The sequence below is a fragment of the Blastococcus sp. SYSU D00922 genome (genome assembly GCF_054050495.1).
Map to the genome: position 1 here is coordinate 114,119 of NZ_JBJGZL010000006.1, position 26,314 is coordinate 140,432.

The window sequence follows — 26,314 nt, forward strand, 5'->3', positions numbered from 1 at the left end:
GCGTCAGCGGAGGCCACGGGCGACCGACAGCAGCTCGTCCGCGTCGAGCGTGCCGGCCACACCGGTCATCACGCCGTCCTCCACCCAGACCACGCCGGCGAACAGGCCGTTGCGGGAGGTGAGCACGGTGGCATCCTCGCCGTCGACGTCCGCCGTCGAGCTGGTCACCAGCTCGGCGGGCACCGGCAGCGGCAGCGTCGACCCGTCGGCGGAGAGGTCCTCCAGCTGCTCGGCCAGCCCGTCCGGGATGCCGGGCAGGGAGAGCAGGTAGTCGCGCACCGTCTCGAACTCGACGCCGGTGGACTCGACGCGCGGGGCGCCGACGCGGGCGACGACGAGCGTGGGCACGCCCGAGGGCTGCGACCACATGGCCGCCACGCCGGGACCCGCGGTGATCCGGAACGAGCTCCCGTCGAGCTCAGGGGGCGGCGGCGGCAGGGTCTCGCCCTCGGCGGCGGCCGCGGCGGCCGCCTTGTCGGCGGAGAAGGTGAAGGTGGCGCTCATGACGCCGGCGGCCTGGTAAGCCGGGTCACCGGTCACGCCCTCGGGCAGCGCTGCGACCTCGGGGACCTCGAGACCGGTCAGCTCCTCCGCCGTCGCCACGTCGGGCACCTCGCGCGGGTCGGGCTCCTGGAGGACCTCCAGGTCGCCGTAGGCGGAGAGGTCGGGCACCTGGACGAGGTCGGCGGCGTTCACCTCGACCGGGTCCACGCTCTCGGTGCGGAAGATCGGCAGCCAGTCGTTGGCCGCGGCGACACCGGCTCCGGTGAGCAGCACCGCCGCGCTGAGCGCCGCGACCGCGGGACGGCGCAGCGAGGGGCGCCACCGCGCCCGTGCCTGCGCGGGCCGGGGAGCCGTCGCCGGAGACGCCGCGGAGAACAGCGCCCAGGCGGCGTCGGTGTCCACGTCCGCGGTGCTGGACGAGAGCGCCGATCCCACGAGCTGCGCATCGGCCCGGGCCGCCTCGAGCGCGCGCAGGCAGGTGGGGCAGCCGGCGACGTGGGCGCGGTCGTCGTCGGTCACGCCGGCCGGCTCGTCGACCAGGCGGCGCAGGACTCCGTCACTCGGGTGACGCATGGCGGTTCAGCTCCTCGAGCAGGTGGGATTCGGCGCGGCGGACGGTGGTGCCCACGCTGCCGGGGGACATGTCGAGCGCGGCCGCGACCTCGGCGTAGCTGAGGCCGCTGTGCCGGAGGACGAGGGCGGCGGCCTGCTTGTGCGGCAGCCGGGCGAGAGCGGCGCGGACGGTGCTGCGCTCCTCGCGGGTGACGACCAGGTCGGCGACGTCGGGCGCGACCGTCGGCGCCTCGGAGGCGATCTCCTCGCGCGCGCTGCGGCGGCGGCTCGAGCGGAGCACGTTCAGGGCGGTGTGCGTCGCCGCGACGGTCAGCCAGCCGCCGGCCTCGCCGGCCGGCACCGCGGACCTGCCGAAGGAGAGGAAGACCTCCTGCGCCACGTCCTCGGCCTGGTCGCGGGAGCCCAGCACGCGGGCGGCGACGCCGACGACGCGCGGGTAGTGCTCGCGGAAGACCTGCTCGAGGTCGGTCCGGACGTCGGCGCGGCCGCGGGCCATCCCGCTACCCCGACCGGTCCGGACCCGGGCGGCGCCGCCCCACAGCGGGAGGGCGGCGGTGGCCGACGGCCGTAGGAGTTCCACACCCCTTCAGCACCGCCGGCGTCGTGGATGTGACATCCGGCGGCGAGAGATCTCCCGGGAGGGTCACGGCCGGGCCGAGGGCCGGCCCGACTCGTCGACGTAGCGCCCCCGCAGGCGCAGCAACGGCCGCGCTTCCGGGTTCAGCACCGCCACGTCGTCGACGGCGAGCAGCGCGACGACGTGGTCGCCGGCCGCCACCAGCTGCTCGAGCCGGCAGTCCAGCGCGGTCAGGCCGTCGTCGAGCACGATGGCTCCGCTCCCGGTGGCCCGGGACCACGGCACCGACTCCAGCAGGTGCCGGGCGCTCGGGCGGCCGGCCGAGGAGAACCGGGACGCGACGATCGCGTGCTCGGCGGCCAGCACGGTGAGCCCGCAGGAGCCGACCTCCTCCAGGACCTCGGCCGGGTAGCCCGACGCGGTGAGCCCCACGGCGACAAGCGCGGGGTCGGCCGACACGCTCATCACCGAGCTGACCGTCGTGCCGACGTCGTCGATGCCGTCGCGGACCGTCATCAGGCACACCCCCGCGGCGTACTGGCCCATGGCGGCGGCGAACTCGGAGCGGTCGACCGGCATGGCGGCCAGTCGACCACACCGACAGGATGGCGCGCGTGACCTCACAGGAGCAGACCTACGACGTCGTCGTCATCGGAGCCGGGTCGACGGGGGAGAACGTCGCCGACATCGCCGTCCGGGGCGGGCTGACCGCCGTCCTGGTCGAGAACGAGCTGGTCGGCGGGGAGTGCTCCTACTGGGCCTGCATGCCGAGCAAGGCGCTGCTGCGCGGCACCGAGGTGCTCGCCGAGGCGCGGGCGGTCGACGGCGCGAGGCAGGCGGTGACCGGCGAGCAGGACGTCGCCGCGACGCTCGCCCGCCGGGACGGGTTCACCGCGCACTGGGACGACGCCGGGCAGGTCGAGTGGGTGCACGGGGCCGGCATCGACCTGGTCCGCGGCACCGGCCGGCTCACCGGCGAGCGCACCGTCGTCGTGACCGGTGCCGACGGCGAGGAGACCCGGCTGACCGCGCGGCACGCCGTCGCCGTCTGCACCGGGTCCGTGTCGGCGATGCCGCCGATCGAGGGGCTGGCCGACGTCGGGGCGTGGTCGCCCCGCGAGGCGACCAGTGCGAAGGAGGCACCCGGCCGCCTGCTGGTCCTCGGCGGCGGCTACGTGGGCTGCGAGATGGCGACGGCGTGGCAGGCGCTGGGCTCGCAGGTGACGCTCATCCAGCGGGACGACCGGCTGCTGCCCAACGCGGAGCCGGTGGCCGGCGAGGCGGTCGAGAAGTCGCTGCGGGAGCGAGGCGTCGACGTCCGGCTGGAAACCGACGTCGTGGCCGCCCGCCGGGAGGACGGCGAGGTCGTGCTCAGCTGCACCGGCGGGGAGGTCCGCGGCGACGAGGTGCTGGTCGCGGTCGGCCGGGCGGCCCGCACCCGCGACCTCGGGCTCGACGCCGTGGGTCTGGAGCCCGGCGCCTACCTCGACGTCGACGACACGCTGCAGGTGCGCGGCGTCCCGTGGCTCTACGGCGTCGGCGACGTGAACGGGCGTCGCCAGCTGACGCACATGGGCAAGTACCAGGCCCGGCAGGCAGGGGCGGCGATCGTCGCCCGCGCGAAGGGCGAGGACGCCGACACCTCCGACTGGTCGCCGCACGTGGCCACCGCCGACGCGCACGCCACGCCCTCGGTGGTGTTCACCATCCCGCAGGTGGCCAGCGTGGGGCGGACCGCGGTGGAGGCGGAGGAGGCCGGGATCGCCCACCGCGTGGTGCAGATCCCGCTCGCCGTCGCCGGCTCCCGCTTGTTCGCCGACGACTACGAGGGCACCGCGACCGCCGTCGTCGACACCGACCGGGAGGTGCTGATCGGCGTGACCTTCGTGGGTCCCGCCGTCGCCGAGCTGCTCATGGCCGCGACCGTCGCCGTCGTCGGCGAGGTGCCGATCGGCCGTCTCTGGCACGCCGTGCCCGCCTACCCGACGGTGAGCGAGATCTTCCTGCGGATGCTCGAGGCCTACCGCGGCTGAGGGCCCCATGCGGAACCAGAAGGTTCGCCTCCCGAGGTGAGGAGGGCCCGGACAGCGGGAACACCGCGGCCGTAGGACCTCACCACGGCAGGGGAGGGAGGGCAGCTGGATGTACTTCTTCATGGCCGTCATCCGCAACCTCGCCTGATCGGCTGCGAGCAGCGGATCTCCACCACGAAGACACCGCGCCCCGACGTCCACGCCGTGGACACCGGGGCGCGGCGCTGTCCCGGTCGCCGATCGCGTGGAGCAGCGTCCGTGCGCTGATGTACGACGTCAGGGCAGGGGTAACGGGGCGTCGTCCGGAGCCGGAAGGGGCCCATCCGTCGTCGCGGTGACGGTCAACGACCCGAACTGGGCGATCCTCCCGAACAGCGACAGGAACGCTGTGTCGGCGGCGTCCCGCCCCGAGCAGATCCGGACCAGCGAGCTCGTGGGTGCCAGCCGGGTCGGGTCGACCACGGACCAGATGCCGTCGACGTCGGCCTCGACGACGGCGTGGAAGTCCATGGGCGAGAGCCCCGGCGCGTAGACGGCCACGAGCCGGGCCGGGATCTCCAGCGCGCGCAGCAGCGTGATGGTCAGGTGGGCGTAGTCGCGGCAAACGCCCTGCCCGGTGAGGAGCGTGTCGACGGCGGTGTCCACCGGGCGGCTGGCGCCCGAGGTGTAGACCAGCCGGCGGTGGACCCAGTCAGCCACCGCCGGGACGAGCTCGGCCGCCGGCAGGCGCGGGTCGAACTCGGAGGTGGCGAATCCCTCGAGCTGATCGGACGGGCAGTAGCGGCTGGGGCGGACCGCCTCCGCCCACTCGGCGGGGGTGACCTTGCGGGGCGAGCCGCCGAGCTCGGCCGACGCCGAGTAGGTGACCGTCGTGTCGCCCTCCAGCAGCTGCAGCCGGTGCACGCGGGCGCCGTCGACCTCGAACTCCTCGGGCTCGACGGCCACCCCGCCGGAGACGACGGTCAGCTGCTCTGTGGCGGGGTCCGCCAGGGCGATCTGCAGCAGCGCGGTCGCCGGTTCGGGGGAGGACATGGTGAGCGTCGCGGCGACGTCGGTGCGCATGCCGGCCATCCTGCTCCACCTGCGGTTTCATCCGCATGACGGTGATCACGCCGGACCCGGCGGCGCGCGGGCGCCCGCTCGTGCTGGAGTGGAGCCGTGCACTCCCCCTGGCGGCGCTACATCGCGCTCGGCGACTCCTTCACCGAAGGCCTGAGCGACTCCGACCCCGGGCGACCGGGGGAGTTCCGCGGCTGGGCCGACCGCCTCGCCGAGCACCTGGCGGCCGCCACGTCCGACGCGGACGTGGAGTACGCCAACCTCGCCATCCGGGGCCGGCTGCTCCGGCAGGTCGTCGAGGAACAGGTGCCGGTGGCCCTGGAAGCCTCGCCGGACCTGGTCAGCCTCGTGGCGGGCGGCAACGACCTCATGCGCCCCGGCGCCGACCCCGACGTCCTCGCCGCGACCCTCGAGGACGCCGTCCGCCGCCTGCGGGCCGCGGGTGCCGACGTGCTGCTGGCGACCGGCGTCGACACCCGGCAGACGCCGATCCTCAAGCGCGTCCGCGGCAAGGTCGCGATCTTCAACGCCCACGTCTGGTCGATCGCGGCGCGCAACCAGGCCGTCGTCCTCGACCAGTGGGGTGCGGACTGGATCCAGGACTGGCGGATGTGGGACACCGACCGCATCCACCTCACGGCCGAGGGGCATCGGCGGATCGCCCTGGCCGCCGCGGCGGCGCTCGGTCTGCCGGAGGACGACGGCGACTGGCGCACGCCGCTGCCGCCGGCGGACCCGCGGCCGTTCCGGACCGCGGTCGCCGAGGAAGCCGCCTGGGTGCGCGGCTTCGTCGCGCCGTGGATCGGCCGGCGGCTGCGCGGGCGCTCCTCCGGCGACGGCCGGGCCCCGAAGCGCCCGGTGCCGCTGAGCCTGCCCCGCCCCTAGGCCTCGTCCGGCTCCGCGAGGTCGTCGAGGAGGGAGCCGGTGGCGAACGCCCCGGTGTCGTCGAGGTCGGTGGTCCGCAGGGTCGGCTCGCTGCGCTGCTGGGGCACCGACGGGACCTCGCGGTCCTCGGGGAGCAGCTCGCCGGCGACGTCCTCGGCGGGTGCGTCGGTCATCTCGCCGATGAACACCTCGGCGGGGTTGGGCAGCGGCGCGGGGCGGCCGAAGGCGTAGCCCTGCGCCATGGCGCACCCGTGCCGCAGCAGCCAGTCGGCCTGGTCCAGGTCCTCGATGCCCTCGGCGATGACCTGCAGGCCCATGCCGCGGCCCAGCTGCAGCAGCCCCTGCACGAGCGCCGCGGTGGCGGGCTCGGTGACGACGTCGGCGACGAAGGACCGGTCGATCTTCACGGTGTGGATCGGCAGCCGGTGCAGCGCGGTGATGGCCGAGTAGCCGGTGCCGAAGTCGTCCAGCGCCAGGGTGACGCCCTGGTCGGTGACGACGGCGACCGAGTGCAGCGTGGCCTCGGCGGCGAACAGCGCCGTCGACTCGGTGATCTCCAGCTCCAGCCGGTGCGGGGCCAGGCCCGACTCGGCCAGCGCCGCGGCGACCAGCTCGCTGAAGCCCTCCTCGGCCAGGTGCCGGGCCGAGACGTTGACGTGGACGCGCAGCTCCTCGGGCCAGGTGGCGGCGTCGTTGCACGCCCGGCGGAGCACCCAGGCGCCCAGCTTGCTGGTCAGCCGGTTGTTCTCCGCGGCGTCGAGGAAGGCCGCCGGGGGCAGCAGCCCGCGGGTCGGGTGCTCCCAGCGGACCAGTGCCTCGTAGCCGAGCAGCGTCTCGTCGCCGAGGTGCACGATCGGCTGGTAGAAGAGCCGCAGCTCCTCGTTGTCGAGGGCGTGCCGGAGGTCGGTCTCCAGCTGAAGGGCGTCGACGTCACCACGGGTGAGGGCGCCCTCGTGCACCTCGATGCGCGCCCGGCTGCCGTCGGCTTTGGCGCGGGTGAGCGCGCTCTGCGCCTGGCGCAGCAGGTCGTCGGGCGTGGTGTCCGAGCCGAGGGTCAGCCCGACGCTGGCCGACAGGTTGATCTCGCGGTCCTGGACGACGAACGGCTCGTCCAGCACCGAGAGGAGGCGGTCGGCGAGCGCGCGGAGGCCGTCGAGGTCCTCGACGTCCTCGGCCACGACGAGGAACTCGTCGGCGCCGAGCCGGACGGCGGTGTCCTCGACGCGGGTGCTCCAGCGCAGCCGGTCGGCCACCTGGCTGAGGAGCAGGTCGCCGGCCTCGTGGCCCAGGGAGTCGTTGACCGCCTTGAAGCGGTCGATGTTGAGGTGCACGAGGCCGACCTGCAGCCCCCGACGGCGGGACAGCGCGACGGCGTGCCGCAGGCGGTCGGTCAGCGCGCGGCGGTTGGGCAGCCCGGTCAGCGGGTCGGTGAAGGCCCGGCGGACCAGGTCCTCCTCGGCGCGGCGGCGGTCGGTGACGTCGACCAGCGAGAGGACGACGAACTGCGCCTCGCCGTCGTTGCGGCGGACGATCTCGTGCGACTGGACGACCCAGAGCTCGGTGCCGTCGGACCGGCGCAGCCGGCGCTCGCCGTCGAGGAGCAGGTTCGGGTCGAGGGAGGCGGGCTCACCCGGCGCGGGGACCAGACCGAGGTCGGCGACCGGCGGGTCGTCCGGGTGCGCGAACAGGTCGACGTGCCGGCCGGACAGCTCGTCCGCCGTCCGCCCGCTGAGCGCGCACAGCATCGGGTTGGCGACCAGGATGTGGCCGTCGAGGTCGACCAGCGCCTTGGGGATCGGCGCGGACAGGAACAGCGCCTGGAACAGCTGGCCGCGGTCGGCGAGCAGGGTGTCGATGGCCCGCATGCGCTGCCCGCCCGCGCCGGGAGAACCGGCGGGCGTCCGGGGCACCTCTGAGGCGGGAAGGCTCACCTGCACAGCGTCACCCATCGTCGGCGTGAAGTGACGGAACCTGGTCACGGAGAGTCGTGTTCGTGCCGTCACGGTGCGTAAGTTCGGCCCGTCGTCCGGGCGTCATCTGCCAACGGGCGGGGACCGACCCGTCACATTGCGACCGTCGGCCCTCTCGGTCATCGCGGCCGGGATCTGACCTCATGACACGGGAGGGTGGTCGAGGGCACCCCGGCCGGGGTGCGCGACCGAGCGGAGGCACTCATGGACTGGAAGCTGGAACTGGTGGCGGTCCCGGTCACCGACGTGGACCGGGCCATCGCGTTCTACGTGGAGAAGGCCGGCTTCGTCCTCGACCACGACCACCGGGTGAGCGACGAGCTGCGGTTCGTCCAGCTGACCCCGCCGGGCTCGGCCTGCTCCATCGCGCTGGGCACCGGACTCGTCCGGACGCCCCCCGGCTCGGCGCAGGGCCTCCAGATGGTGGTGCCGGACATCGAGGCGGCCCGAGCCGAGCTGGTGGGACGGGGCCTCGACGTGGGCGAGGTCGACCGGCAGCCGTGGGGTGCGTTCGTCTACTTCACCGACCCCGACGGCAACGGCTGGGCCGTCCAGGAGATCCCTCCGCGGGGGTGACCGGGAACAGCCGCGGCCCCGTCGGTGCTCGAACGGTCGTGGAGAAGAAGATCGGGTTCCTGTCCTTCGGGCACTGGCAGCCCATCCCCGGATCGCAGGTGCGGACCGGCCGGGACGCCCTCGTGCAGAGCGTCGAGCTGGCCGTGGCGGCCGAGGAGCTCGGGGTGGACGGCGCGTTCGTGCGGGTGCACCACTTCGCCCGGCAGCTCGCCTCGCCCTTCCCGCTGCTCGCGGCGATGGCGGCACGCACCAGCCGGATCGAGATCGGCACCGGCGTCGTCGACATGCGGTACGAGAACCCGCTGTACATGGCCGAGGAGGCCGCGGCGACCGACCTGCTGTCCGACGGCCGGCTGCAGCTGGGCATCAGCCGGGGGTCACCGGAGACGGCGCTGCGCGGCTCGGAGGCGTTCGGCTACGTGCCCCCGGAGGGCAGCAGCGACGCCGACCTCGCCCGCGACAAGACGGGGCTCTTCCTCGCCGCGCTGGAGGGGCAGACCGTCGTCGAGGCCGACCCGCGGATGACCGGCGGCACCCGTGGCCGGCTGGCGATCCAGCCGCAGTCCCCGGGGCTGCGCGACCGCATCTGGTGGGGGTCCGGGACCCGCGCGACGGGGGAGTGGACCGCCCAGCAGGGGATGAACCTGATGAGCTCCACGCTGCTGGTCGAGGACACGGGCGTGCCGTTCGACGAGCTGCAGGCCGAGCAGATCGCCCGGTTCCGGACGGCGTGGGCCGAGGCCGGCTGGGAGCGCGAGCCGCGGGTCTCGGTCAGCCGCAGCGTCCTGCCGATCGTCAGCGACGAGGACCGCGCCTACTTCGGCAGCGAGCGGTCGAGCGAGGACCAGGTCGGCATCCTCGAGGGGGTCCGGGCACGTTTCGGGAAGAGCTACGTGGGCGAGCCGGACGCGCTGGCCGAGGAGCTGGCGAAGGACGCGGCCGTCCGCGAGGCCGACACCCTGCTGATCACGGTGCCCAACATGCTCGGCGTCGACTACAACGCCCGGCTGCTGGAGAACATCGTGCGGCACGTCGCGCCGGCGATCGGCTGGCGCCACCCCTCCCAGCGCTGACGGGCCGACCGCACCGTTCGTGCGCGAACGGTGGGCCGGAGACACGAGAACGCCCCCGCGCGAGTGCGCGGGGGCGTTCTCGTGTCCGTGCGGTGCGTCAGTTCAGCGTGCAGCCCGCGTTGTTGGCGTCGTCCAGCGTGGCGGCCAGCGCCAGGATGACCGAGCGGTCGCCCGTGCGGAGGGCGGCGTCCACGTCAGCGATGATCTTGCTGCTGGTGAACGCGTAGTCGACGTCGTCGTTCGCCGCGTTCAGCACGGCCGCCGTGGCCGCGCGGAGCAGGATCCGGCTCGCGCCGTCGACGCCGTTGCCACCCTTGAACGACAGCGCCTCGAGCAGCGTCGCCGAGCCGAGGTCGCCGGTGGCCGCGGTGAAGACCGAACGCACCGTGCTGGTGGGGGCGTAGCGCTCCCAGCTGTCGGTGTGGTTCTTCCAGTAGCCGGGCGTGCAGCCCTCGCCGCCGGTCTGCTCGTGGGGCGGCGGGTAGGACGGGGTGTCGTACGCGCTCGCCACACCGGTCGACACGGACAGCGGCACGGCTGCGGCGACGGCGATCGCGGCGAACCGGAGACGGGTCTTCACTCGGTTTTTCCTCCACGTGTGCAGGTGATCCGGCGGTGGATCACGCACGTCGGACGCTAGGAAGACACGCCGGGGAGCACCGTCCGGGAGGCGGGTGAACCACCCCTCGTGGGGGACACGACGCGGCGTCGGCCGGTGCGTCGTCGCGGAACGCGACCGTTCGGGAACGCTGTTCCATCACCCGATCGGGCGCTCATCCGCGCAGGTCGAAGCCCAGGTCCAGCACCGGGGCGCTGTGCGTGAGCGCACCCACCGCCAGGTAGTCGACGCCGGTCGCGGCGACCACCGCAGCGCGCTCGAGGGTCAGCCCGCCGCTGGCCTCCAGCCGGACACCCGTCCCGCGGACGAGGTCCACGGCCGTCCGGGTGTCGGCGAGGGAGAAGTTGTCGAGCAGGATGAGCTCGACGCCCGCGGCGACGGCCTCGCGCACCTGCTCGAGGGTGTCGCACTCGACCTCCAGCGGCACCTCCGGCGCGTGCGCCCGGACGGCCTCCACCGCAGCGGTGATCCCGCCCGCGGCCGCCACGTGGTTGTCCTTCACCAGCGCCGCGTCTCCCAGGGCCATCCGGTGGTTGACCCCGCCGCCGCAGCGGACGGCGTACTTCTCGAGCGCCCGAAGTCCGGGCGTCGTCTTGCGCGTGTCCCGGACGGCGGCACCCGTGCCGGCCACCGCGTCGACCCAGCGCCGGGTCAGCGTGGCGACGCCGGAGAGGTGGCCGACCAGGTTCAGCGCGGTGCGCTCGGCGGTGAGCAGGGAGCGCGCCGGGCCGCTGACGGTGAGCGCCGTCCGGCCCGGCTCGGCGGGATCCCCGTCGACGGCGTGCAGCGAGACGTCGACCCGCGGCCCGCCCACGAGGTCGAACACAGCGGCGGCGACGGGCAGGCCGGCGAGCACACCGGGGGTCCGCGGGACGACGTCGCCGATGGCCCGGGACGCCTCGGGGACCGTGGACTCGGTCGTCACGTCGGGGCCGAAGGCGAGGTCCTCCTCGAGCGCCCTGCAGATGACCCGCGCGACCGCGGCGGGATCCAGCCCGGCGTGCTCGAGCGCCGCGGCGAGGGCGGGGCGGAGCACCCCGTCGCCGTTCACGCGACCACCCGTGCGACGGCCAGGGCGCGGACCGGCTCGGTGCGCGTGTGCAGGTGGCCGGCGCGGTCGATCCGGTGGACCAGCCGCACCTGCCACTCCGGACGGGTGTCCGGGGCGTCGAGCCGCCGGTGGCAGCCACGGCTCTCCGTCCTGGCCCCCGCCGCGGCGGCGAGGACGGTGGCGACGGTGTGCAGGGCCGTCGTCTCGACGGTGGCGACGTCCGGGACGGCGTCCGGTCCGAGGTGGGGTGCCGCGGACAGCAGCCCCGCGAGCTCGGCGAGCCCCGCGGCGTCCCGGACGACGCCGGCGTGCCGGGTGGCCGCGGCCGAGATGCCGGCGCGCGCCGCAGGGGCGATCGCCGTGGGGAAGCCGGGCGTGGGGGAGGGCTCCCCGCCCTCGGGCAGCTCGATCGCCAGCAGCGCGGCGCAGCGGCGGGCCGCGACGAGCCCCTCGGTGATGGAGTTCGAGGCCAGCCGGTTGGCGCCCTGGACGCCGGTGCACGCGACCTCGCCCACGGCGAACAGCCCGGGCACGGTGGTGCGGCCGTCGAGGTCGGCCACGACCCCGCCGCAGGTGTAGTGCGCGGCCGGCGCGACCGGCACCGGCTTCCGGCCCAGGTCGAAGCCGGCGGCCGCGCAGGCGGCGGTGATGCCGGGGAAGCGACGGGCGACGAAGTCGGCACCGAGGTGGGTGGCGTCGAGGAGGACGGCGTCCGCGCCCGTGGCGCGCAGGTGCGCGGCGATCGTGGCGGAGACGACGTCGCGGGGCGCGAGGTCGGCCAGCGGGTGGGCGCCGAGCATGACCCGGCGGCCGTCGGCGTCGACCAGCACGGCCCCCTCGCCGCGCACCGCCTCGGACACCAGCACCTGCTGGCCGCGGGCGGCGGGTCCGGTCCAGAGGACCGTGGGGTGGAACTGCACCATCTCGACGTCGGCGACCTCGGCGCCGGCGCGCAGGGCGAGGGCCAGGCCGTCTCCGGTCGCCCCGGCGGGGTTGGAGCTGGCGGCGTAGAGCTGGCCGAACCCGCCGGTCGCGAGGACGACGGCCCGGGCCCGCAGGTCGCCGGCGTGGGTCAGCGCGCCCTCGTGGGTGCGCGCCACCCGCACGCCGGCGATCCGGCCGTCGGCGGTGAGCAGCGCGTCGAGGGCCGCGGTGTGCTCGAGCACCTCGACGCCTCGTGCGCGCAGCGCGTCGCCGAGCGTGCGGGTGACCTCGGCGCCGCTGGCGTCGCCGCCGGCGTGCACGATCCGGTCGCGGCTGTGCCCGCCCTCCCGGGTCAGGGCAGGCCTGCCGTACCGGTCGAGGTCGAGCCGCGCGCCCAGCTGCTGGAGCAGCGCGACGGCCGCGGGCGCCTCCTCGACGAGGGTGCGCACCGCCTCCTCGTCGCAGAGGCCGGCGCCCGCCTCGAGTGTGTCGCGCAGGTGCAGCTCGGCGTCGTCGTCCGGACCGAGGACCACCGCCAGGCCACCCTGGGCCCACCCCGTGCTGCCGTCGCCCAGCGCGCCCTTCGTGACCACGGTGACCGCGCGGCCGGCGTCGGCGAGCGCCACCGCCGTCATGAGGCCCGCCGCGCCGGTGCCCACGACGACGACGTCCGTCGTCCGGGCCCAGCCGGCCGGCGGCAGCGGCAGGGCCGGGACCACCCGGCCGAGACCCGCGCTCACCTCACTCACCGACCGGCGACGGCGTGCCGATGGCGACCATGGCCTCGACGGCGGCGCGGGCCCGGGCGGCGACGGCCGGGTCGACGGTGACCTCGTCGCGCCCCTCGCGCAGCGCCCGCAGCAGCTTCTCCGGGGTCGACATCTTCATGTAGGGGCAGGCGGCGCGGGAGTTGACCGGCTCGAAGGCGGTCGACGGGTTGGCCTGCCGCAGCTGGTGCAGCATGCCGATCTCGGTGGCGACGAGCACCCGCTTCGCCGTCGTCCGCCGGGCCTCGTCGAGCATCCCGCCGGTGGAGAGGATGTGGACCCGCTCCGTGGGCAGCTGACCGTCGGACACCATCCACAGCGCGCTCGTCGCGCAGCCGCACTCGGGGTGCACCAGCAGCTCGGCGTCCGGGGCGGCCTCGACGCTGGCGCGCAGGTCGGTGGGCGAGATGCCGGCGTGCACGTGGCACTCGCCCATCCAGATGCGCATGTTCTGCCGGCCGGTGACGCGCTGGACGTGCGCCCCGAGGAACTGGTCGGGGAGGAACAGCACCTCCCGGTCGGCCGGGATCGACTCGACGACCTCGACGGCGTTCGACGACGTGCAGCAGATGTCGGTCTCGGCCTTCACCTCGGCGGAGGTGTTGACGTAGGAGACGACGACGGCGCCGGGGCGCTCGGCCTTCCACGCCCGCAGCTGATCGGCGGTGATGGTGTCGGCGAGCGAGCAGCCGGCGGCCGCGTCGGGCACAAGCACCGTCTTCTCGGGCGCCAGGATCTTCGCCGTCTCGGCCATGAAGTGGACGCCGGCGAAGACGATGGTCGACGCGTCGCTGGCGGCGGCGAGCCGGGAGAGCGCGAGCGAGTCGCCGACGTGGTCGGCGACGTCCTGGATCTCCGGGGCCTGGTAGTTGTGCGCGAGGACGACGACGTCGCGCTCCCGGGCGAGGCGGCGGACCTCGTGGCGCCAGTCGTCCCACTGGGCAGCCGTCCAGGCAGTGGCGGTAGGGGCGGGCAGCGTCGCGGTCACCGGGACCTCCGGAGGAGTGGGTTTCTTACCCACAGTCGAAAACCTGTGGGACGGACCATAGCATTCCCGTCGTGCCTTCCGTGTGGTCCTCGCCGGACCGTCCCGCCTACCCGCACCACGCGCTCGCGGCCGTGCTGCAGGTCAGGTCGGCGCGGCTGCACGTGATGCTGTGGGAGCGCGCGAACGACCCCTTCGCCGGAGCGTGGGCGCTACCGGGCGGGCCGCTGCTGGCCGACGAGACGCTCGGCGCATCGGTGGCGCGGCAACTGGCGAGCAAGGTCGAGGTCACCCACCTGGCGCACCTCGAGCAGCTCGAGACGCGCAGCGACCCGGGTCGCGACCCGCGGGGACGGACCGTCGCGACCGCCTACCTGGGCCTCATCCCGTCCGACCTCGACCCGGTCCTGCCGGAGGACACCCGGTGGCTCCCCACCGACGACCTGCCCCGGACGGCGTTCGACCACGGCTCGATCGTCGAGTCCGCGCTGGCCCGGCTGCGGGCGAAGCTGTCGTACACGAACGTCGGCTTCGCCCTGGCGCCGCCCGCCTTCTCGATCGCCGAGCTCCGCGACATCTACGTCGCCGCCCTGGGCTACGAGGTGACGGCGACCAACCTCCAGCGGGTGCTCCTGCGGCGGGGGGTGCTCGAGGCGACGGGCGAGCTGGCGCCCCCCGGGCGGGCCGGGGGGCGGCCGGCCGCCCTCTACCGCTTCGCGTCGGATGCGCTGGAGGTCACCGACCCGTTCGCCGTGCTCAAACCGCCCTCGTCCCGCTAGGGCGTCCCAGGCGGACAGACCGGCAGCAGCGGCAGATCGCACGTCTTCCCGCGGATGGCCTCGATCGTGGTGCCGGGGAGGTAGACCACCGCGGGCGGTGGCGGCGGAGCGGGCAGCGGGTTGCTCACAGGCGGCGGGGGAGCCGGCAGCGGAGCCGGGACCGGCACGGGCAGCGGCGCCGGAGCGGGGGCCGGAGCGGGCGGCGCGGGCTGACCACCCGACGTCGAGGGCGGGGGCTGGCTGCCGGAGTTCGACGGCGTGCTGCCCTGCTGCGGCGCCGCTCCGGTCCCGCCTCCGCTGTCGGCGGGCTGGGCCGGCTGGCCACCGCCGGACGCGGCCGGCTGCCCGGCCGGCGCCCCGCCACCCGAGCCGGCCGGGGGCGAGTACGCGACCGTCTCCTCCGGGGGCGACGACGTCGTGTCGCGGAAGCCGATGGCCGGCCCCGGCGCCGCGGGCGCCCCGTAGAACGCGGTCGGCGGAGGCACGGCACCGCTGGTGTTGCCGACGATGGGCAGGTCGGCGACCGGCATCCCGGTGGCGTAGGCGCGGGCGAGCGCGAGGACCTCGTCGGCGTACTCGTCGGAGTGGTTGTACGCGAGCACGGCCTTGCGCTGGCCGCCGTCGGTGCGCAGGTTGCCGCCGGCGACGCAGAGGTAGTTGGCCGCGGCGAGGGCGGCGTCGTTGATGTTGAAGGGGTCGGTCACGCCGTTCTCGTCGGCGTCGATGGCGTAGGAGCGCCACGTCGTCGGGATGAACTGCATCGGGCCCATGGCGCGGTCGTAGCGGGTGTCGTTGTCCCACATGCCGTCGTCGCTGTCGCCGATGTAGGCGAACTGACCGCCGTCCAGCGCCGGGCCGAGGATCTTCGGCGTGGCCGAGCCGTCGGGTCCGAGGACCGCGCCGCCGTAGCGCCCGTGGTTGGACTCGACCCGGCCGATGCCGGCCAGCAGCGACCAGTCGATGCCGCACTCGCCCTTCGCCGTCGCCATCCGGGCCGCGGCCACGCGGTAGGCGTTGAGCGCGACGTTCGGGATGCCGTTGGCCGCGAGCCCGGTGACGACCGCCTCGGGCGCGGGGGCCTGGGGACCGGCGGCCCGGGCCGGGACGGCCGTCAGGGTCACCGCGCCGTCGGGTGCGCCCTCGGAGAGCGCCGGGATGGCCCACCGGGCGGCGAGGGTGCGCGGGACGGCGAAGTCGTCCGCGTGGCCGACCGCCTGCAGGTCCTCTGACTGCGCCGGCGGAGCCACCATCGCGGTGAAGGCGGCCAGCACGCCGGCGACCACGAACCACCGTTTGCGCCCTGGCACCCGCCGTCTCGGGCGTGGTTCGAGGGACTGCGCTCCGCCGGTGCTGGGCGGCTCGAACTGACTCGAGGAACTCGACTGACCCACTGTCACTCCAGACGATCCACCGTTGGCTCGTTGGTCCCCCGTGACCTGGCGCGGGGCGTCTACCCCGGTCAGAGGCGCGCGATGCATGAAACCTGCGACGCGCTATCACGGGTAACGACGGAGTGCGCGATCGGTGACGCGGAAGGGCGGCGGAGCGCGCCCGGCAGGACTCGAACCTGCGACCAAGTGCTTAGAAGGCACCTGCTCTATCCGCTGAGCTACGGGCGCTCGGGCGCCGATCATCGCATCGCCCGGTGGCGGCGACGTGGTGGCCGGCGGGTCACTCACGCAGGCGGGTGAGCGTCCACAGGGCGGGCGGCCGTCCACAGATGCTCCACGGCGGTGCCACGGGGGTCCGGCCGGGCCGAAGGTCGTCGCACGCCGGCACCGAGCCGGCCGCGCCGCACCGGCGCAGCAGACCGGAGGAGCACCGTGAGCAACAAGGTCACTTTCATCGGCAACGTCGTCAACTCCCCGACCCGCAACCGGACCCAGAACGGCAGCGTCACCAACTTCCGGCTGGCCTCCACCGAGCGCCGCTTCGACACCGGGTCGCAGACCTGGGTCGACGGCTCCTCCTTCTTCGTGGACGTCGAGTGCTGGGGCGAGCTGGGCGGCAACGTCTCGCACAGCGTCAGCAAGGGCGACCCGGTCGTCGTCGTAGGCACCATCCGCACGCACTCGTGGGACTCGGAGGAGGGACGGCGCAGCCGCCCCCAGATCAAGGCCGAGGCGGTGGCGCCCAACCTCGCGCGCGGCACGGCCGACTTCCGGCGGACCGCCCGGGCCGCGGCCGCCACGCCGGACGAGCCGGCTCCGCCGTCGGACGAGGACGCGCCGTCGACCTCCGACGAGCTGTCGGAGTTCCTCGAGGGGCGGGACTACGAGGTGGGGGACGGGACGTTGGGAGAGGTGAACCCCTCCGACCTGGAGCCCGCGCACGTCTAGTTGCCCGGGCTGGGAGGATCGGGGGCGAGAACGCACGGGGTGGGGCCGCAGCACGCGGTCCCGCCCCCGCTCGCGAGACGACGGAAGGCTCCGAAGCCCAGTGGCTCAGTACATCTACACGATGGTCCGCGCGCGCAAGGCGCACGGCGACAAGGTGATCCTCGACAACGTCACCCTGTCGTTCCTGCCCGGCGCGAAGATCGGCGTCGTCGGCCCCAACGGCGCCGGCAAGTCGACCGTGCTCCAGATCATGGCCGGCATGCAGCAGCCCTCCAACGGCGAGGCGACGCTGGCGCCCGAGGCGACGGTCGGCATCCTCCTGCAGGAGCCGCCCCTCAACGAGTCGCTCGACGTGCGCGGCAACGTCGAGGAGGCGGTGAAGCCCCTCCGCGACGCGCTGCGCCGCTTCGAGGAGGTCAGCGCGGCGATGGGCGAGCCCGACGCCGACTTCGACGCCCTCCTCGCCGAGCAGGGCGAGCTCATGGAGGTCATCGAGAACAACGACGGGTGGGAGCTCGACGCCCGCATCGAGCAGGCGATGGACGCGCTGCGCTGCCCGCCCGGCGACGCCGACGTCACCGTCCTGTCCGGTGGTGAGCGCCGCCGCGTCGCGCTGTGCAAGCTGCTGCTCGAGGCGCCCGACCTGCTGCTGCTCGACGAGCCCACCAACCACCTCGACGCCGAGAGCGTGGCCTGGCTGGAGCAGCACCTGGAGAAGTACGCCGGCACCGTCGTCGCCGTCACCCACGACCGGTACTTCCTGGACAACGTGGCGCAGTGGATCCTCGAGCTCGACCGCGGGCGCGCGTACCCGTACGAGGGCAACTACTCCACCTACCTCGAGACGAAGGCCGCCCGCCTCAAGGTCGAGGGCGCCAAGGACGCGAAGCGGCAGAAGCGCCTCGCCGAGGAGCTGGAGTGGGTGCGCTCGGGCGCCAAGGCCCGCCAGGCGAAGAGCAAGGCGCGTCTGGCCCGGTACGAGGAGATGGCCGCGGAGGCCGAGAAGTACCGCAAGCTGGACTTCGAGGAGATCCAGATCCCGCCGGGCCCGCGCCTGGGCAACGTCGTCGTCGAGACCAAGAACCTGGTCAAGGGCTTCGGCGACCGTCTGCTGATCGACGACCTCTCCTTCACGCTGCCGCGCAACGGCATCGTCGGCGTCGTCGGCCCCAACGGTGCCGGCAAGACCACGCTGTTCAAGATGCTGGTCGGCGAGGAGAAGCCGAACGACGGCGACATCAAGGTCGGCGAGACCGTCAAGCTGTCCTACGTCGAGCAGAACCGCAGCGGCATCGACCCGAAGAAGACCCTGTGGGAGGTCGTGTCCGACGGGCTCGACCACATCCAGGTCGGCAACGTCGAGATGCCGTCGCGGGCCTACGTCGCGGCGTTCGGGTTCAAGGGTCCGGACCAGCAGAAGCCGGCTGGCGTGCTGTCCGGTGGTGAGCGCAACCGCCTCAACCTCGCGTTGACCCTCAAGCAGGGCGGCAACCTGCTGCTGCTCGACGAGCCGACCAACGACCTCGACGTCGAGACCCTGACCAGCCTGGAGAGCGCGCTGCTGGAGTTCCCCGGCTGCGCCGTGGTGGTCAGCCACGACCGGTGGTTCCTCGACCGCGTGGCGACGCACATCCTCGCCTACGAGGGCGAGTCGAAGTGGTTCTGGTTCGAGGGCAACTTCGCCGACTACGAGAAGAACAAGATCGAGCGGCTCGGGGCCGAGGCGGCACGCCCGCACCGCGCCACCTACCGCAAGCTCACCCGCGACTGACGACTGGTGCCACGGGCCGCCCCAGCAACCCGCTGGGGCGGCCCGTGGCGTCGGTAGGGCAGGGTGGCGGCGTGAGACACACGGTGCACGTGCCGATGCGCTGGTCGGACATGGACGCCTACCAGCACATCAACAACGTGGCCTTCCTCGGCTACTTCGAGATGGCCCGCGTGAACCTCTTCTTCGAGCACCCCACGCACGACGAGCGGACCGGCATGCGCCGCGGCCTCGTCGTCCACTCGCACGAGATCTCCTACAAGCGCTCGGTGGTCTACGACGCCGAGCCGCTGGAGGTCCAGATCTGGGTCTCGGGCATCCGGGCGGCGTCGTTCACCTGCCACTACGAGCTGTTCGACCACGGCCGGCTGGCCGTCACCGGGAGCACGGTCCTCGTGCCCTTCGACTTCGCGCTCGAACGCCCCCGGCGCATCACACCCGAGGAGAAAGCGTTCCTGCTCCGCTACGCCGACGAACCCGTCGCCTGACTGTTCCGGTTCCTCGCCACTTCTCCGAAGTGGCGCGCACGAGGGAAACACCCCCGGAAGGCGACGACCCCCTGACGCCGCGGGCGTCAGGGGGTCGTGGAGCGGGGTGGATCAGGCGCGCCGGGTGAGCTTCCAGGCCGTCCCCAGCACCGCGGCCGCGACGGCGGCCTTGACGATGCCGCCGAGGATGAACGGGTAGAAGCCCGCCTCCAGCGCCTGGCTGGCGGTCAGGCCGACGCTCAGTGCCAGCCACGGCACGCCCACCGCGAAGATCACGGCCTGGCCGGCGATGAACAGCGGCACCGACTTCAGCGGGTTCCGGTCGGCGCCGTGCTTGGCCGCCAGGCCGATGAGGAACGCCGCCGGGATGAAGCCCACGACGTAACCGCCCGTGGCGCCGAAGACGACGTCGAAGCCGCCGCTGGCCTCCGAGTAGAAGGGCAGCCCGACGAGAGCGGCCAGGATGTAGAACACCTGCACCGCGACGCCGCGGACCGGGCCGAGCGCGGCCGCGGTGAGGACCACAGCCAGCGTCTGGCCGGTGATCGGCACGGGCGAACCCGGGACCGGCACCGACACCTGCGCGAGCAGCGCGGTGAAGAGCACGCCGAGCGCCACGAGGACGACGTTGCGGGCGCGGACCGCCGGGACGAGGTCGGCGAGGACGAGCGGGCGCGCCGGCAGCGCGGGCATCGAAGCGGTGGCCACAGAACCTCCTGGAGCGACTGGTCGGCGCCCGCCCGAGCCAGGCGGGGCGCCGCTGATCACCGGTGAGTCTGCACTACCGCCGGCACGGCCACCCGGGGCGGTCGGTCAGGCGGTCAGCCACACCGCGGCGTCGACGGGAAGCGAGCCCGTGCCGACGTCGTCGCTCGCCAGCAGCACCCGGCCCTCGGGGAGCGGCACCGGAGCGCCAGAGACGTTCACCAGGCACACCAGGCCCGACGACCGCCGGAACGCCAGGCAGCCGTCGGGGGCCGGCAGCCACTCCAGGCTCTCGTCGCCGAACGCGTCGGAGGCCCGGCGCAGGGCCAGCGCAGCTCGGTACAGCGACTGCACCGACGACGGGTCCGCCGCCTGCGCCTCCGCCGTCAGCCCGCCCCAGCCGGGAGGCATGGGCAGCCAGGTGTCCGGCCGGGAGGAGAAGCCGTACGACGGCTCGGTGCCCGACCACGGGACCGGGATCCGGCACGCGTCACGGCCCCGCTCGGTGCGGCCGGACCGCTCCCAGATCGGGTCCTGCAGAGCCTCGTCGGGGAGGTCGACGTCGGGCATCCCGAGCTCGTCCCCGTTGTAGAGGTAGCTCGCGCCCGGCAGCGCCAGCTGCAGCAGCGCCGCCGCCCGCGCCCGGCGCAGCCCCAACTCGCCGCCGCCGTAGCGGGTGACGTGCCGGGGCCGGTCGTGGTTGGACAGCACCCAGCAGGCCGGCGCGGGCGTCCCCTGGACGGTGGCGAGGGAGTGGTCGACCGCCTGGCGCAGCTCGTCGGCGTCCCACTCCGCCGTCAGCAGCTTGAAGTTGAACGCCAGCTGCAGCTCGTCCTCGCGGAGGTACCGGGCCAGCCGGTCGTCGTCGGCCAGCCAGACCTCGCCGACCGCCATCGTCCCCGGGTACTCGTCCAGCACCGACCGGATCCGCCGGTGCACGACGTGCACGCCGTCGTGGTCGAAGCGGTGGTCGCCCTCGGCGTGGTCGGCCAGGAGGCCGGTGTCGTCGATCGGCACCATGTCCGGCAGGCCGTCGGGCTTGGCCATGCCGTGCGCGACGTCGATGCGGAAGCCGTCGACACCCCGGTCCAGCCAGAAGCGCATCGTCTCCTCGAGGTCGGCCACCACCTCGGGGTTGCCGAAGTTCAGGTCGGGCTGCTCGGGAGCGAACAGGTGCAGGTACCACTGCCCGTCGGGCACGCGCGTCCACGCCGGCCCGCCGAACACCGACGGCCAGTTGTTCGGCGGCTCGCTGCCGTCGGGCCCGCGGCCGTCGCGGAACAGGTACCGCGCCCGCTCCGGCGAGCCGGGAGCCGCCGCCAGCGCCGCCCGGAACCACTCGTGGTCGTGCGAGCTGTGGTTGGGGACCAGGTCGATCGTCACCCGGATGCCCAGCGCGTGCGCCTCGGCCAGCAGCGCGTCGAACTCGGCGAGGTCCCCGAACACCGGCTCGACGTCGCGCGGGTCGGCCACGTCGTAGCCGTGGTCGGCCATGGGTGAGGGGTAGAACGGCGTGATCCAGAGGGCGTCCACGCCGAGGTCGGCCAGGTAGCCCAGCCGCGACCGGATGCCGGCCAGGTCACCCACGCCGTCGCCGTTGCCGTCGGCGAAGCTGCGGACGTAGATCTGGTAGAAGACCGCGCTCCGCCACCAGTCGGTGGACGGCGCGAGGACGGGCGGGTGCGGGGGCACCGGGCTCCTCGAAGGTAGTTCGGGACGTTCAGGGGGTGAGGTCGCCGGCCGCGTCGTCGGGAAACCGGTTCTGCATGCTGCGCGCGGCCATCTCCAGGTAACCCCAGAGGGTCGCGTCCTGCTCGGGGGTGAGCCCCAGCGAGTCGACGGCTGCCCGCATGTGGGTCAGCCAGGCGTCCCGCTCGGCCGGCCCGATGGCGAACGGCGCGTGCCGCATCCGCAGCCGGGGGTGGCCGCGCTGCTGCGAGTAGGTCGTCGGGCCGCCCCAGTACTGCTCCAGGAACGACCGCAGGCGGACCTCGGCGCCCTCCCAGTCGTCCTGCGGGTACAGCGGCGCGATCACCGGATCGGTCCGCACCGCCGCGTAGAAGTGGGCCACCAGCCGGGTGAAGGTCGGTGCGCCGCCGACCTCGTCGTAGAAGGTGCGCGCCGAGGGCAGGGGCCGGCTCGACTCGCTCATGCCCCCGATGGTCCCTCACCGGCGGGGGCTCCCGCCACGGAGGCCTGGGTGCGCCGATAGGCGACCAGCGCGGGAGCCACCGCGATGAGACCGAGACCACCGGACAGGGCGAGCACCCCGCTGGCCGAGATCCCCTCGGCCAGGAGGCCGGCGGCCAGCGCACCCAGCGCCTGCACGCCGTACAGCCCGCTGACGGCCACCCCGAAGGCGCGCCCGCGGAAGGCGGCCGGGACGGCGCGCACGAACGACACGTTCAGCGGGATCAACCACGAGGACCCGAGCCCGGAGACGAACAGCAGCCCGACGACGACGGCGAACGGCAGGGTCCCGGGCCCGGCGACGACGGCGACCCCACCGGCCACCAGCAGCGGTGCCAGGGACAGCACGACCAGCGGGACCACCAGCCGCTCGCGCCGCTCCGGTGCGACCAGGCGGGCGATGACCAGCCCGCCGACGGTGACGCCCAGCGGGTTGGCCGACAGCAGGACGCCGATGGCCGCCGTCGCGTCCGAGCCGAGCTCGTGGACCAGCGGCGCCGCGACGCCCTCGGAGGCGTAGGTGAACAGCGTCGCCACCCAGAGCACGCCCATGATCGCGATGAGCCGGGATGACCGGCGGATCAGCCGGAGGCCCGCCCCGGTGTCCCGCAGGACCGACCGGGGACCCTCGTCGCCGGCCGGTGCGGGGCGCCGTTTCAGCCCGGCCCACAGCCACAGCGCGGACACGACGAACGTGCCGGCGTCGATGAGCAGCGCCCCCGACGGGCTGAGCACGGTCACCAGCGCCCCGGCCGCGAGGAAGCCGACCACCTGGGCCAGCTGGAGCGTGATGTTGGTCAGCGACGTCGCGACGGCGTAGCGGTCCCCGTCCAGCACGTCGGCCATGAGCGCCGAGCGCGCCGACTCGAACGGTGGCGCGCACAGCGACACCAGGAACAGCAGCCCGAGCAGCACCGGCAACGGCGTCCCCGGGATCGCCATGCCGGCGAGGACGACGGCCCGCGCCACGTCCGCGGCGATGAGCACCCGGTGCCGGGGGAACCGGTCGGCGATCGTGGCGAGGAACGGGCCGCCGAGCAGCCAGGGCAGATGCCCGATCGCGAACGTGAGCGCCGACAGCAGCGGCGAGGACGTCCGCTGGTAGACCAGCACGGTCAGCGCCACCCGGGCGAGCTCGTCCCCGGCGGTGGAGAGGAGGAAGGTCCCGAACAGCGGGCGGAACTCGCGGACGGCGAAGACCTCGCGGAACGTCGCCTGCCGCTCGGGTGCGCCGGTCGGGGAGACCCCCTCGGGCGCGGCCGCGGTCAGCGGACCCCCGAACCGTTGCCGGTGGCGCCGGCGAGCAGCGGCAGGGGCGTGCGGATGCCCTCGGCGACGAACCGCTCCTTGAGCCGCATCCGCAGCTCGCGGCCGACGCGCCACTGGTCGGCGTTGGTGCTGCGCACCTGCAGCCGCAGGAAGACGCCTTCGGAGGTGATCTGCTCGACGCCGAGCGACTCGGGCTCGGCGAGCAGCACCGCCGCCCACTCCTCCTCGGCGTACATCGCGTCGGCGACCTCCTGCATCACCGCGCGGGCGCGCTCGAGGTCGGTGTCGTGCGCGACGGGCATGTCGATGACGACCTGCGCGAAGCCCTGGCTCTTGTTTCCCACCCGCAGGACCTCGCCGTTGCGGACGTACCAGACCACGCCGTTGACGTCGCGCAGCCGCGTGATCCGCAGGCCCACCGCCTCGACGGTCCCGCTGGCCTCGCCGAGGTCGACGACGTCACCGACGCCGTACTGGTCCTCGAGGATGATCCCGATCCCGGCGATGAAGTCCTTGATCAGGTTCTGCGCGCCGAAACCGAGCGCCACGCCGACCACGCCGGCGCTGGCGACGATCGGGGCCAGGTTGATGCCCAGCTCGCCGAGCACCAGGACGACGGCGATGCCCAGGACCACGATCGAGGCGAAGCTGCGCAGCACCGAGCCGATGGCCTCGGCCCGCTGGGTGCGGCGCTCGACGATCTGCCCGTCGGCGTCGTGCTGGGCCACCCGGTTGCGCAGCGGGCGCAGGATCGTGGGCATCGCGCCGGTGGCGGTCCGGTCGGTGAGCCGCCGGATGGCCCGGTGCGCCAGCGCCCGCGCGACCACCGCCACGAGGACGACCAGCAGGATGCGCGCCGGCGTCGCGACGAGCACGCGGGCGTTCTCGGCCAGCCAGTCCATGCCGAACCAGTCGTAGAGCTTCTGGCAGAGCCAGTACTCCGCGCAGTCGGGCATGCCCGAGGACGGATCGTCCACGGCCAGCACGGTTAGTGATCGGCTCATCACCGGAAATCCTTCCAGGTGAACGTCCCCGTGTCAGCGATGCGGGGGTCGCGTCCTACCGAAGGGCCAGACCCGTGTGCTGGGCGAGGAAGGCGAGCTGGTCCGCGGCGAGGCCGACCGTCCGGCTGACCGCCCGGGCGCCGTGCCCGACCGAGGTCTCCCTGCGCAGCACGATCGGCGCCTCCGCCGTCGTGGCGTGCTGCAGCGCGGCGGCGAGCTTCCGGCCGTGCAGCGGGTGCACCCGGGTGTCGGACTCGAACGTGGTGAACAGGACCGCCGGGTACGCCGTCCCCTCCCGGACCGCGTGGTACGGCGAGTACCCCAGCAGCCAGCCGAGCTCCGTGGGGTCCTCGGCGGTGCCGTACTCGTCGTTCCAGGTCCGCCCCAGGCCGAACAGCTCGTACCGGACCATGTCGAGCAGCGGGGCGCTGCAGACGACGGCCGCGGCCAGGTCGGGCCGCTGGGTGAGCGTCGCGCCGACGAGCAGCCCGCCGTTCGAGCCGCCGAAGACGCCGAGCTGGCGGTGCGTCGTCCACCCCTGGGCCACGAGGTGCTCGCCGGCCGCGGCGAAGTCGTCGAACACGTTCTGCTTGCGCTCGCGCATCCCGGCCCGGTGCCACTCCTCGCCGTGCTCGGAGCCCCCGCGCAGGTTCGCCACGGCCCAGACGCCGCCGGCGGCCACCCAGGACAGCGCCTGCGCGCTGTACGCGGGCGTCACCGAGACGTTGAAGCCGCCGTAGCCGTAGAGCACGGTCGGCCGCGGCGTGTCCGGCGTGCCGGTCCCGGACAGGACGAACAGGTGAACCGGCGTGCCGTCGGCCGACGTCGCGTGCGTCTCGACGACCGTCAGCTCCGGCACCTCGCCGGCCACGGCGGCCTGCTCCCAGCTCTCCAGCGCGGTCGGCGAGCCGGCGTCCCAGACCAGCACCGACGGCGGCGTCGCGTAGTCGGTGTAGCCGACCCACGCCCGCCCGCCGCCCTCGGGCGGCGAGCTGACGCCGGAGATGCTCCCGGCCCCGAGGCCCTCGACGTCGGCCAGGCGGCCGGAGCCGTCCGCGGCCCACACCGACAGCCGGTCGGTCGCGTCCACGGCGTGCACGGCCAGCACCTGCAGGGATCCGTCCGGGGCGTCGACCAGCGCGACGTCGGAGAGGACGGCGTCGGGGAGTTGCGGGACGACGTCCCGCCACGCCTCGGGCGCCCAGGTGGCCATGTCGGCGGGGTCGGCGACGGCCAGCCGCCAGCGCGGCGTGCCGCGGTCGGACATCAGCCACAGCCGCCCGTCGCGGGCGACCCAGGCCGCCGTCTGGGCGTCGACGCCGACCTGGAAGTCCCGCAGGGCGCCGTCCCCGGCCAGGTCGGCGATCCAGACGTCGTCGCGCGGAGCGGTGCCCGCGGCGCCGGACACGACGAGCCACCGGCCGTCGCGGCTGGTGTGGACGCCGAAGTACGTGGTGGGGTCGCTGCCCTCGCCGTGCACGAGCAGGTCGTCGTCGGCGGGGGTGCCGACCCGGTGGCGCCACACCCGGCGGTGGAACTGCTCCTCCCCGGCGGGCACCTGGTCGGGGGCGAGGCGGCGCACGTAGAAGAGCTCGTCGCCGCCGGGCAGCCAGGCGACGGGGGAGTACCGGCAGCGGTCGATCGGGCCGTCGACCACCTCGCCGGTGGCGACGTCCATGACGTAGAGCCGCGACTCCTCGTCGCCACCCGTGGAGAGCTGGTAGGCCAGCCGGTCGCCCTCCCACGAGGGCGACCACGCGTCGAGCGTCGTCGTCCCGGCCGGGTCGAGGGCCGTGGGGTCGACCAGCACCCGCACGGTGCCGTCGGCCTCGCGCACCCGCAGGACGGCGTGCTCCTGGCCCGGGTCGCGGCGGGTGGAGAAGGCGCGGCCGCCCCGCCAGACCGGGACGCCGACCGCGCCGGAGCGCACCAGCTGCTCCAGGCGCTCGGCGAACGCCGGCCGCATCGGCAGGTGGGAGAGGAGCTCGCCGGCGAGGACGTCCTGGGCCTCGCTCCACGCCCGCGTGCGCGGGTCGGCGTCGTCCTCGAGCCAGCGGTAGGGGTCGGCGACGCGGTGTCCGTGCAGGTCCTCGACGAGGTCGAGCCGGGGGGCCTCGGGGTAGCGCATCGCCCCCACGGTAGTTGCCAGGCGCATTCCGACTACGCCGAACGGCCT

At 74.3% G+C, this 26,314-nt stretch carries 24 protein-coding genes and 1 tRNA gene; 8 read left to right on the forward strand and 17 right to left on the reverse strand.

The window, feature by feature from the left end:
- Positions 1–3: 3 nt before the first annotated feature.
- The 3 genes from ACI78T_RS10870 to ACI78T_RS10880 form a co-directional block, all read right to left on the reverse strand.
- Complete coding sequence (locus ACI78T_RS10870; protein ID WP_456558108.1) at positions 4–1,077, reverse strand: hypothetical protein; 1,074 nt, start codon at positions 1,075–1,077, stop codon at positions 4–6.
- Entirely contained in the window at positions 1,061–1,573 is a 513-nt protein-coding gene (locus tag ACI78T_RS10875; protein ID WP_456558109.1) for an RNA polymerase sigma factor, read from the reverse strand. Before ACI78T_RS10875 ends, ACI78T_RS10870 begins: the two co-directional genes overlap by 17 nt.
- A gap of 147 nt (positions 1,574–1,720) precedes the next feature.
- Positions 1,721–2,233 (reverse strand): flavin reductase family protein, encoded by a 513-nt coding sequence (locus tag ACI78T_RS10880; protein WP_456558110.1) that lies wholly within the window; start codon positions 2,231–2,233, stop codon positions 1,721–1,723.
- Between the two features lie 26 nt (positions 2,234–2,259).
- On the opposite strand from ACI78T_RS10880, the gene ACI78T_RS10885 reads away from it, so the two are divergent.
- Entirely contained in the window at positions 2,260–3,687 is a 1,428-nt protein-coding gene (locus ACI78T_RS10885) for a dihydrolipoyl dehydrogenase family protein (RefSeq protein WP_456558111.1), read from the forward strand.
- Positions 3,688–3,963: 276 nt separating this feature from the next.
- Here ACI78T_RS10885 and ACI78T_RS10890 read toward each other — a convergent pair whose 3' ends face one another.
- Positions 3,964–4,749, reverse strand: a complete 786-nt coding sequence (locus ACI78T_RS10890) for a transglutaminase-like domain-containing protein (RefSeq protein WP_456558112.1) — start codon at positions 4,747–4,749, stop codon at positions 3,964–3,966.
- A gap of 96 nt (positions 4,750–4,845) precedes the next feature.
- On the opposite strand from ACI78T_RS10890, the gene ACI78T_RS10895 reads away from it, so the two are divergent.
- Positions 4,846–5,631: an SGNH/GDSL hydrolase family protein gene (locus ACI78T_RS10895; RefSeq protein ID WP_456558113.1), complete on the forward strand. Its 786-nt coding sequence runs from the start codon at positions 4,846–4,848 to the stop codon at positions 5,629–5,631.
- Here ACI78T_RS10895 and ACI78T_RS10900 read toward each other — a convergent pair.
- Positions 5,628–7,562, reverse strand: coding sequence for a putative bifunctional diguanylate cyclase/phosphodiesterase (locus tag ACI78T_RS10900; protein WP_456558114.1), 1,935 nt, complete (start codon positions 7,560–7,562; stop codon positions 5,628–5,630). The genes ACI78T_RS10895 and ACI78T_RS10900 overlap by 4 nt on opposite strands.
- Before the next feature lie 243 nt (positions 7,563–7,805).
- On the opposite strand from ACI78T_RS10900, the gene ACI78T_RS10905 reads away from it, so the two are divergent.
- Together ACI78T_RS10905 and ACI78T_RS10910 are read left to right on the forward strand one after the other, a co-directional pair.
- The gene (locus ACI78T_RS10905; RefSeq protein WP_456558115.1) at positions 7,806–8,177 is read left to right on the forward strand and encodes a VOC family protein; all 372 of its coding nucleotides are present in this window, start codon (positions 7,806–7,808) and stop codon (positions 8,175–8,177) included.
- Positions 8,178–8,215: 38 nt separating this feature from the next.
- Positions 8,216–9,250 (forward strand): LLM class flavin-dependent oxidoreductase, encoded by a 1,035-nt coding sequence (locus ACI78T_RS10910; protein WP_456558116.1) that lies wholly within the window; start codon positions 8,216–8,218, stop codon positions 9,248–9,250.
- Between the two features lie 97 nt (positions 9,251–9,347).
- Here the strand turns inward: ACI78T_RS10910 and ACI78T_RS10915 are convergent, their stop codons facing one another.
- The 4 genes from ACI78T_RS10915 to nadA form a co-directional block, all read right to left on the reverse strand.
- Positions 9,348–9,830, reverse strand: coding sequence for a hypothetical protein (locus ACI78T_RS10915; RefSeq protein WP_456558117.1), 483 nt, complete (start codon positions 9,828–9,830; stop codon positions 9,348–9,350).
- 193 nt (positions 9,831–10,023) lie between these two features.
- On the reverse strand, positions 10,024–10,920 hold the full coding sequence (gene nadC, locus ACI78T_RS10920) for a carboxylating nicotinate-nucleotide diphosphorylase (protein WP_456558118.1): 897 nt from the start codon (positions 10,918–10,920) through the stop codon (positions 10,024–10,026).
- Positions 10,917–12,584 carry an L-aspartate oxidase gene (locus ACI78T_RS10925; protein ID WP_456558119.1) on the reverse strand — a complete coding sequence of 556 codons (1,668 nt, stop codon included), beginning with the start codon at positions 12,582–12,584 and terminating at the stop codon, positions 10,917–10,919. The genes nadC and ACI78T_RS10925 overlap by 4 nt, the downstream gene beginning before the upstream one ends.
- A 1-nt stretch (position 12,585) precedes the next feature.
- Complete coding sequence (nadA, locus tag ACI78T_RS10930; protein WP_456558120.1) at positions 12,586–13,599, reverse strand: quinolinate synthase NadA; 1,014 nt, start codon at positions 13,597–13,599, stop codon at positions 12,586–12,588.
- Between the two features lie 71 nt (positions 13,600–13,670).
- Between nadA and ACI78T_RS10935 the strand changes: the two genes are divergently transcribed.
- On the forward strand, positions 13,671–14,375 hold the full coding sequence (locus tag ACI78T_RS10935; RefSeq protein WP_456558121.1) for an NUDIX hydrolase: 705 nt from the start codon (positions 13,671–13,673) through the stop codon (positions 14,373–14,375).
- On the opposite strand, the gene ACI78T_RS10940 is transcribed toward ACI78T_RS10935, so the two are convergent.
- Together ACI78T_RS10940 and ACI78T_RS10945 are read right to left on the reverse strand one after the other, a co-directional pair.
- Positions 14,372–15,658: a lytic transglycosylase domain-containing protein gene (locus ACI78T_RS10940; protein ID WP_456558122.1), complete on the reverse strand. Its 1,287-nt coding sequence runs from the start codon at positions 15,656–15,658 to the stop codon at positions 14,372–14,374. The two genes, ACI78T_RS10935 and ACI78T_RS10940, sit on opposite strands and share 4 nt — an antisense overlap.
- Before the next feature lie 263 nt (positions 15,659–15,921).
- Positions 15,922–15,994: transfer RNA gene (locus ACI78T_RS10945), tRNA-Arg, on the reverse strand.
- A 204-nt stretch (positions 15,995–16,198) separates the two neighbouring features.
- On the opposite strand from ACI78T_RS10945, the gene ACI78T_RS10950 reads away from it, so the two are divergent.
- The 3 genes from ACI78T_RS10950 (at position 16,199) to ACI78T_RS10960 (ending at position 18,970) form a co-directional block, all read left to right on the forward strand.
- Positions 16,199–16,714 carry a single-stranded DNA-binding protein gene (locus tag ACI78T_RS10950; protein ID WP_456558123.1) on the forward strand — a complete coding sequence of 172 codons (516 nt, stop codon included), beginning with the start codon at positions 16,199–16,201 and terminating at the stop codon, positions 16,712–16,714.
- A 100-nt stretch (positions 16,715–16,814) separates the two neighbouring features.
- Complete coding sequence (gene ettA, locus ACI78T_RS10955) at positions 16,815–18,485, forward strand: energy-dependent translational throttle protein EttA (protein WP_456558124.1); 1,671 nt, start codon at positions 16,815–16,817, stop codon at positions 18,483–18,485.
- A gap of 71 nt (positions 18,486–18,556) precedes the next feature.
- Positions 18,557–18,970, forward strand: a complete 414-nt coding sequence (locus ACI78T_RS10960; protein ID WP_456558125.1) for an acyl-CoA thioesterase — start codon at positions 18,557–18,559, stop codon at positions 18,968–18,970.
- Between the two features lie 111 nt (positions 18,971–19,081).
- Here the strand turns inward: ACI78T_RS10960 and ACI78T_RS10965 are convergent, their stop codons facing one another.
- The 6 genes from ACI78T_RS10965 to ACI78T_RS10990 all read right to left on the reverse strand — a co-directional run bounded on the left by ACI78T_RS10965 (position 19,082) and on the right by ACI78T_RS10990 (position 26,266).
- On the reverse strand, positions 19,082–19,678 hold the full coding sequence (locus ACI78T_RS10965) for a biotin transporter BioY (RefSeq protein WP_456558126.1): 597 nt from the start codon (positions 19,676–19,678) through the stop codon (positions 19,082–19,084).
- A gap of 105 nt (positions 19,679–19,783) precedes the next feature.
- A complete protein-coding gene (locus tag ACI78T_RS10970) occupies positions 19,784–21,367 on the reverse strand; it encodes a glycoside hydrolase family 13 protein (protein ID WP_456558127.1) in 1,584 nt (527 codons plus the stop codon).
- 28 nt (positions 21,368–21,395) lie between these two features.
- On the reverse strand, positions 21,396–21,827 hold the full coding sequence (locus ACI78T_RS10975) for a globin (RefSeq protein ID WP_456558128.1): 432 nt from the start codon (positions 21,825–21,827) through the stop codon (positions 21,396–21,398).
- A complete protein-coding gene (locus ACI78T_RS10980; RefSeq protein ID WP_456558241.1) occupies positions 21,824–23,134 on the reverse strand; it encodes an MFS transporter in 1,311 nt (436 codons plus the stop codon). Before ACI78T_RS10980 ends, ACI78T_RS10975 begins: the two co-directional genes overlap by 4 nt.
- A complete protein-coding gene (locus ACI78T_RS10985; protein ID WP_456558129.1) occupies positions 23,131–24,138 on the reverse strand; it encodes a mechanosensitive ion channel family protein in 1,008 nt (335 codons plus the stop codon). The genes ACI78T_RS10980 and ACI78T_RS10985 overlap by 4 nt, the downstream gene beginning before the upstream one ends.
- A 55-nt stretch (positions 24,139–24,193) precedes the next feature.
- Positions 24,194–26,266 (reverse strand): prolyl oligopeptidase family serine peptidase, encoded by a 2,073-nt coding sequence (locus ACI78T_RS10990; protein ID WP_456558130.1) that lies wholly within the window; start codon positions 26,264–26,266, stop codon positions 24,194–24,196.
- Positions 26,267–26,314: the final 48 nt, after the last annotated feature.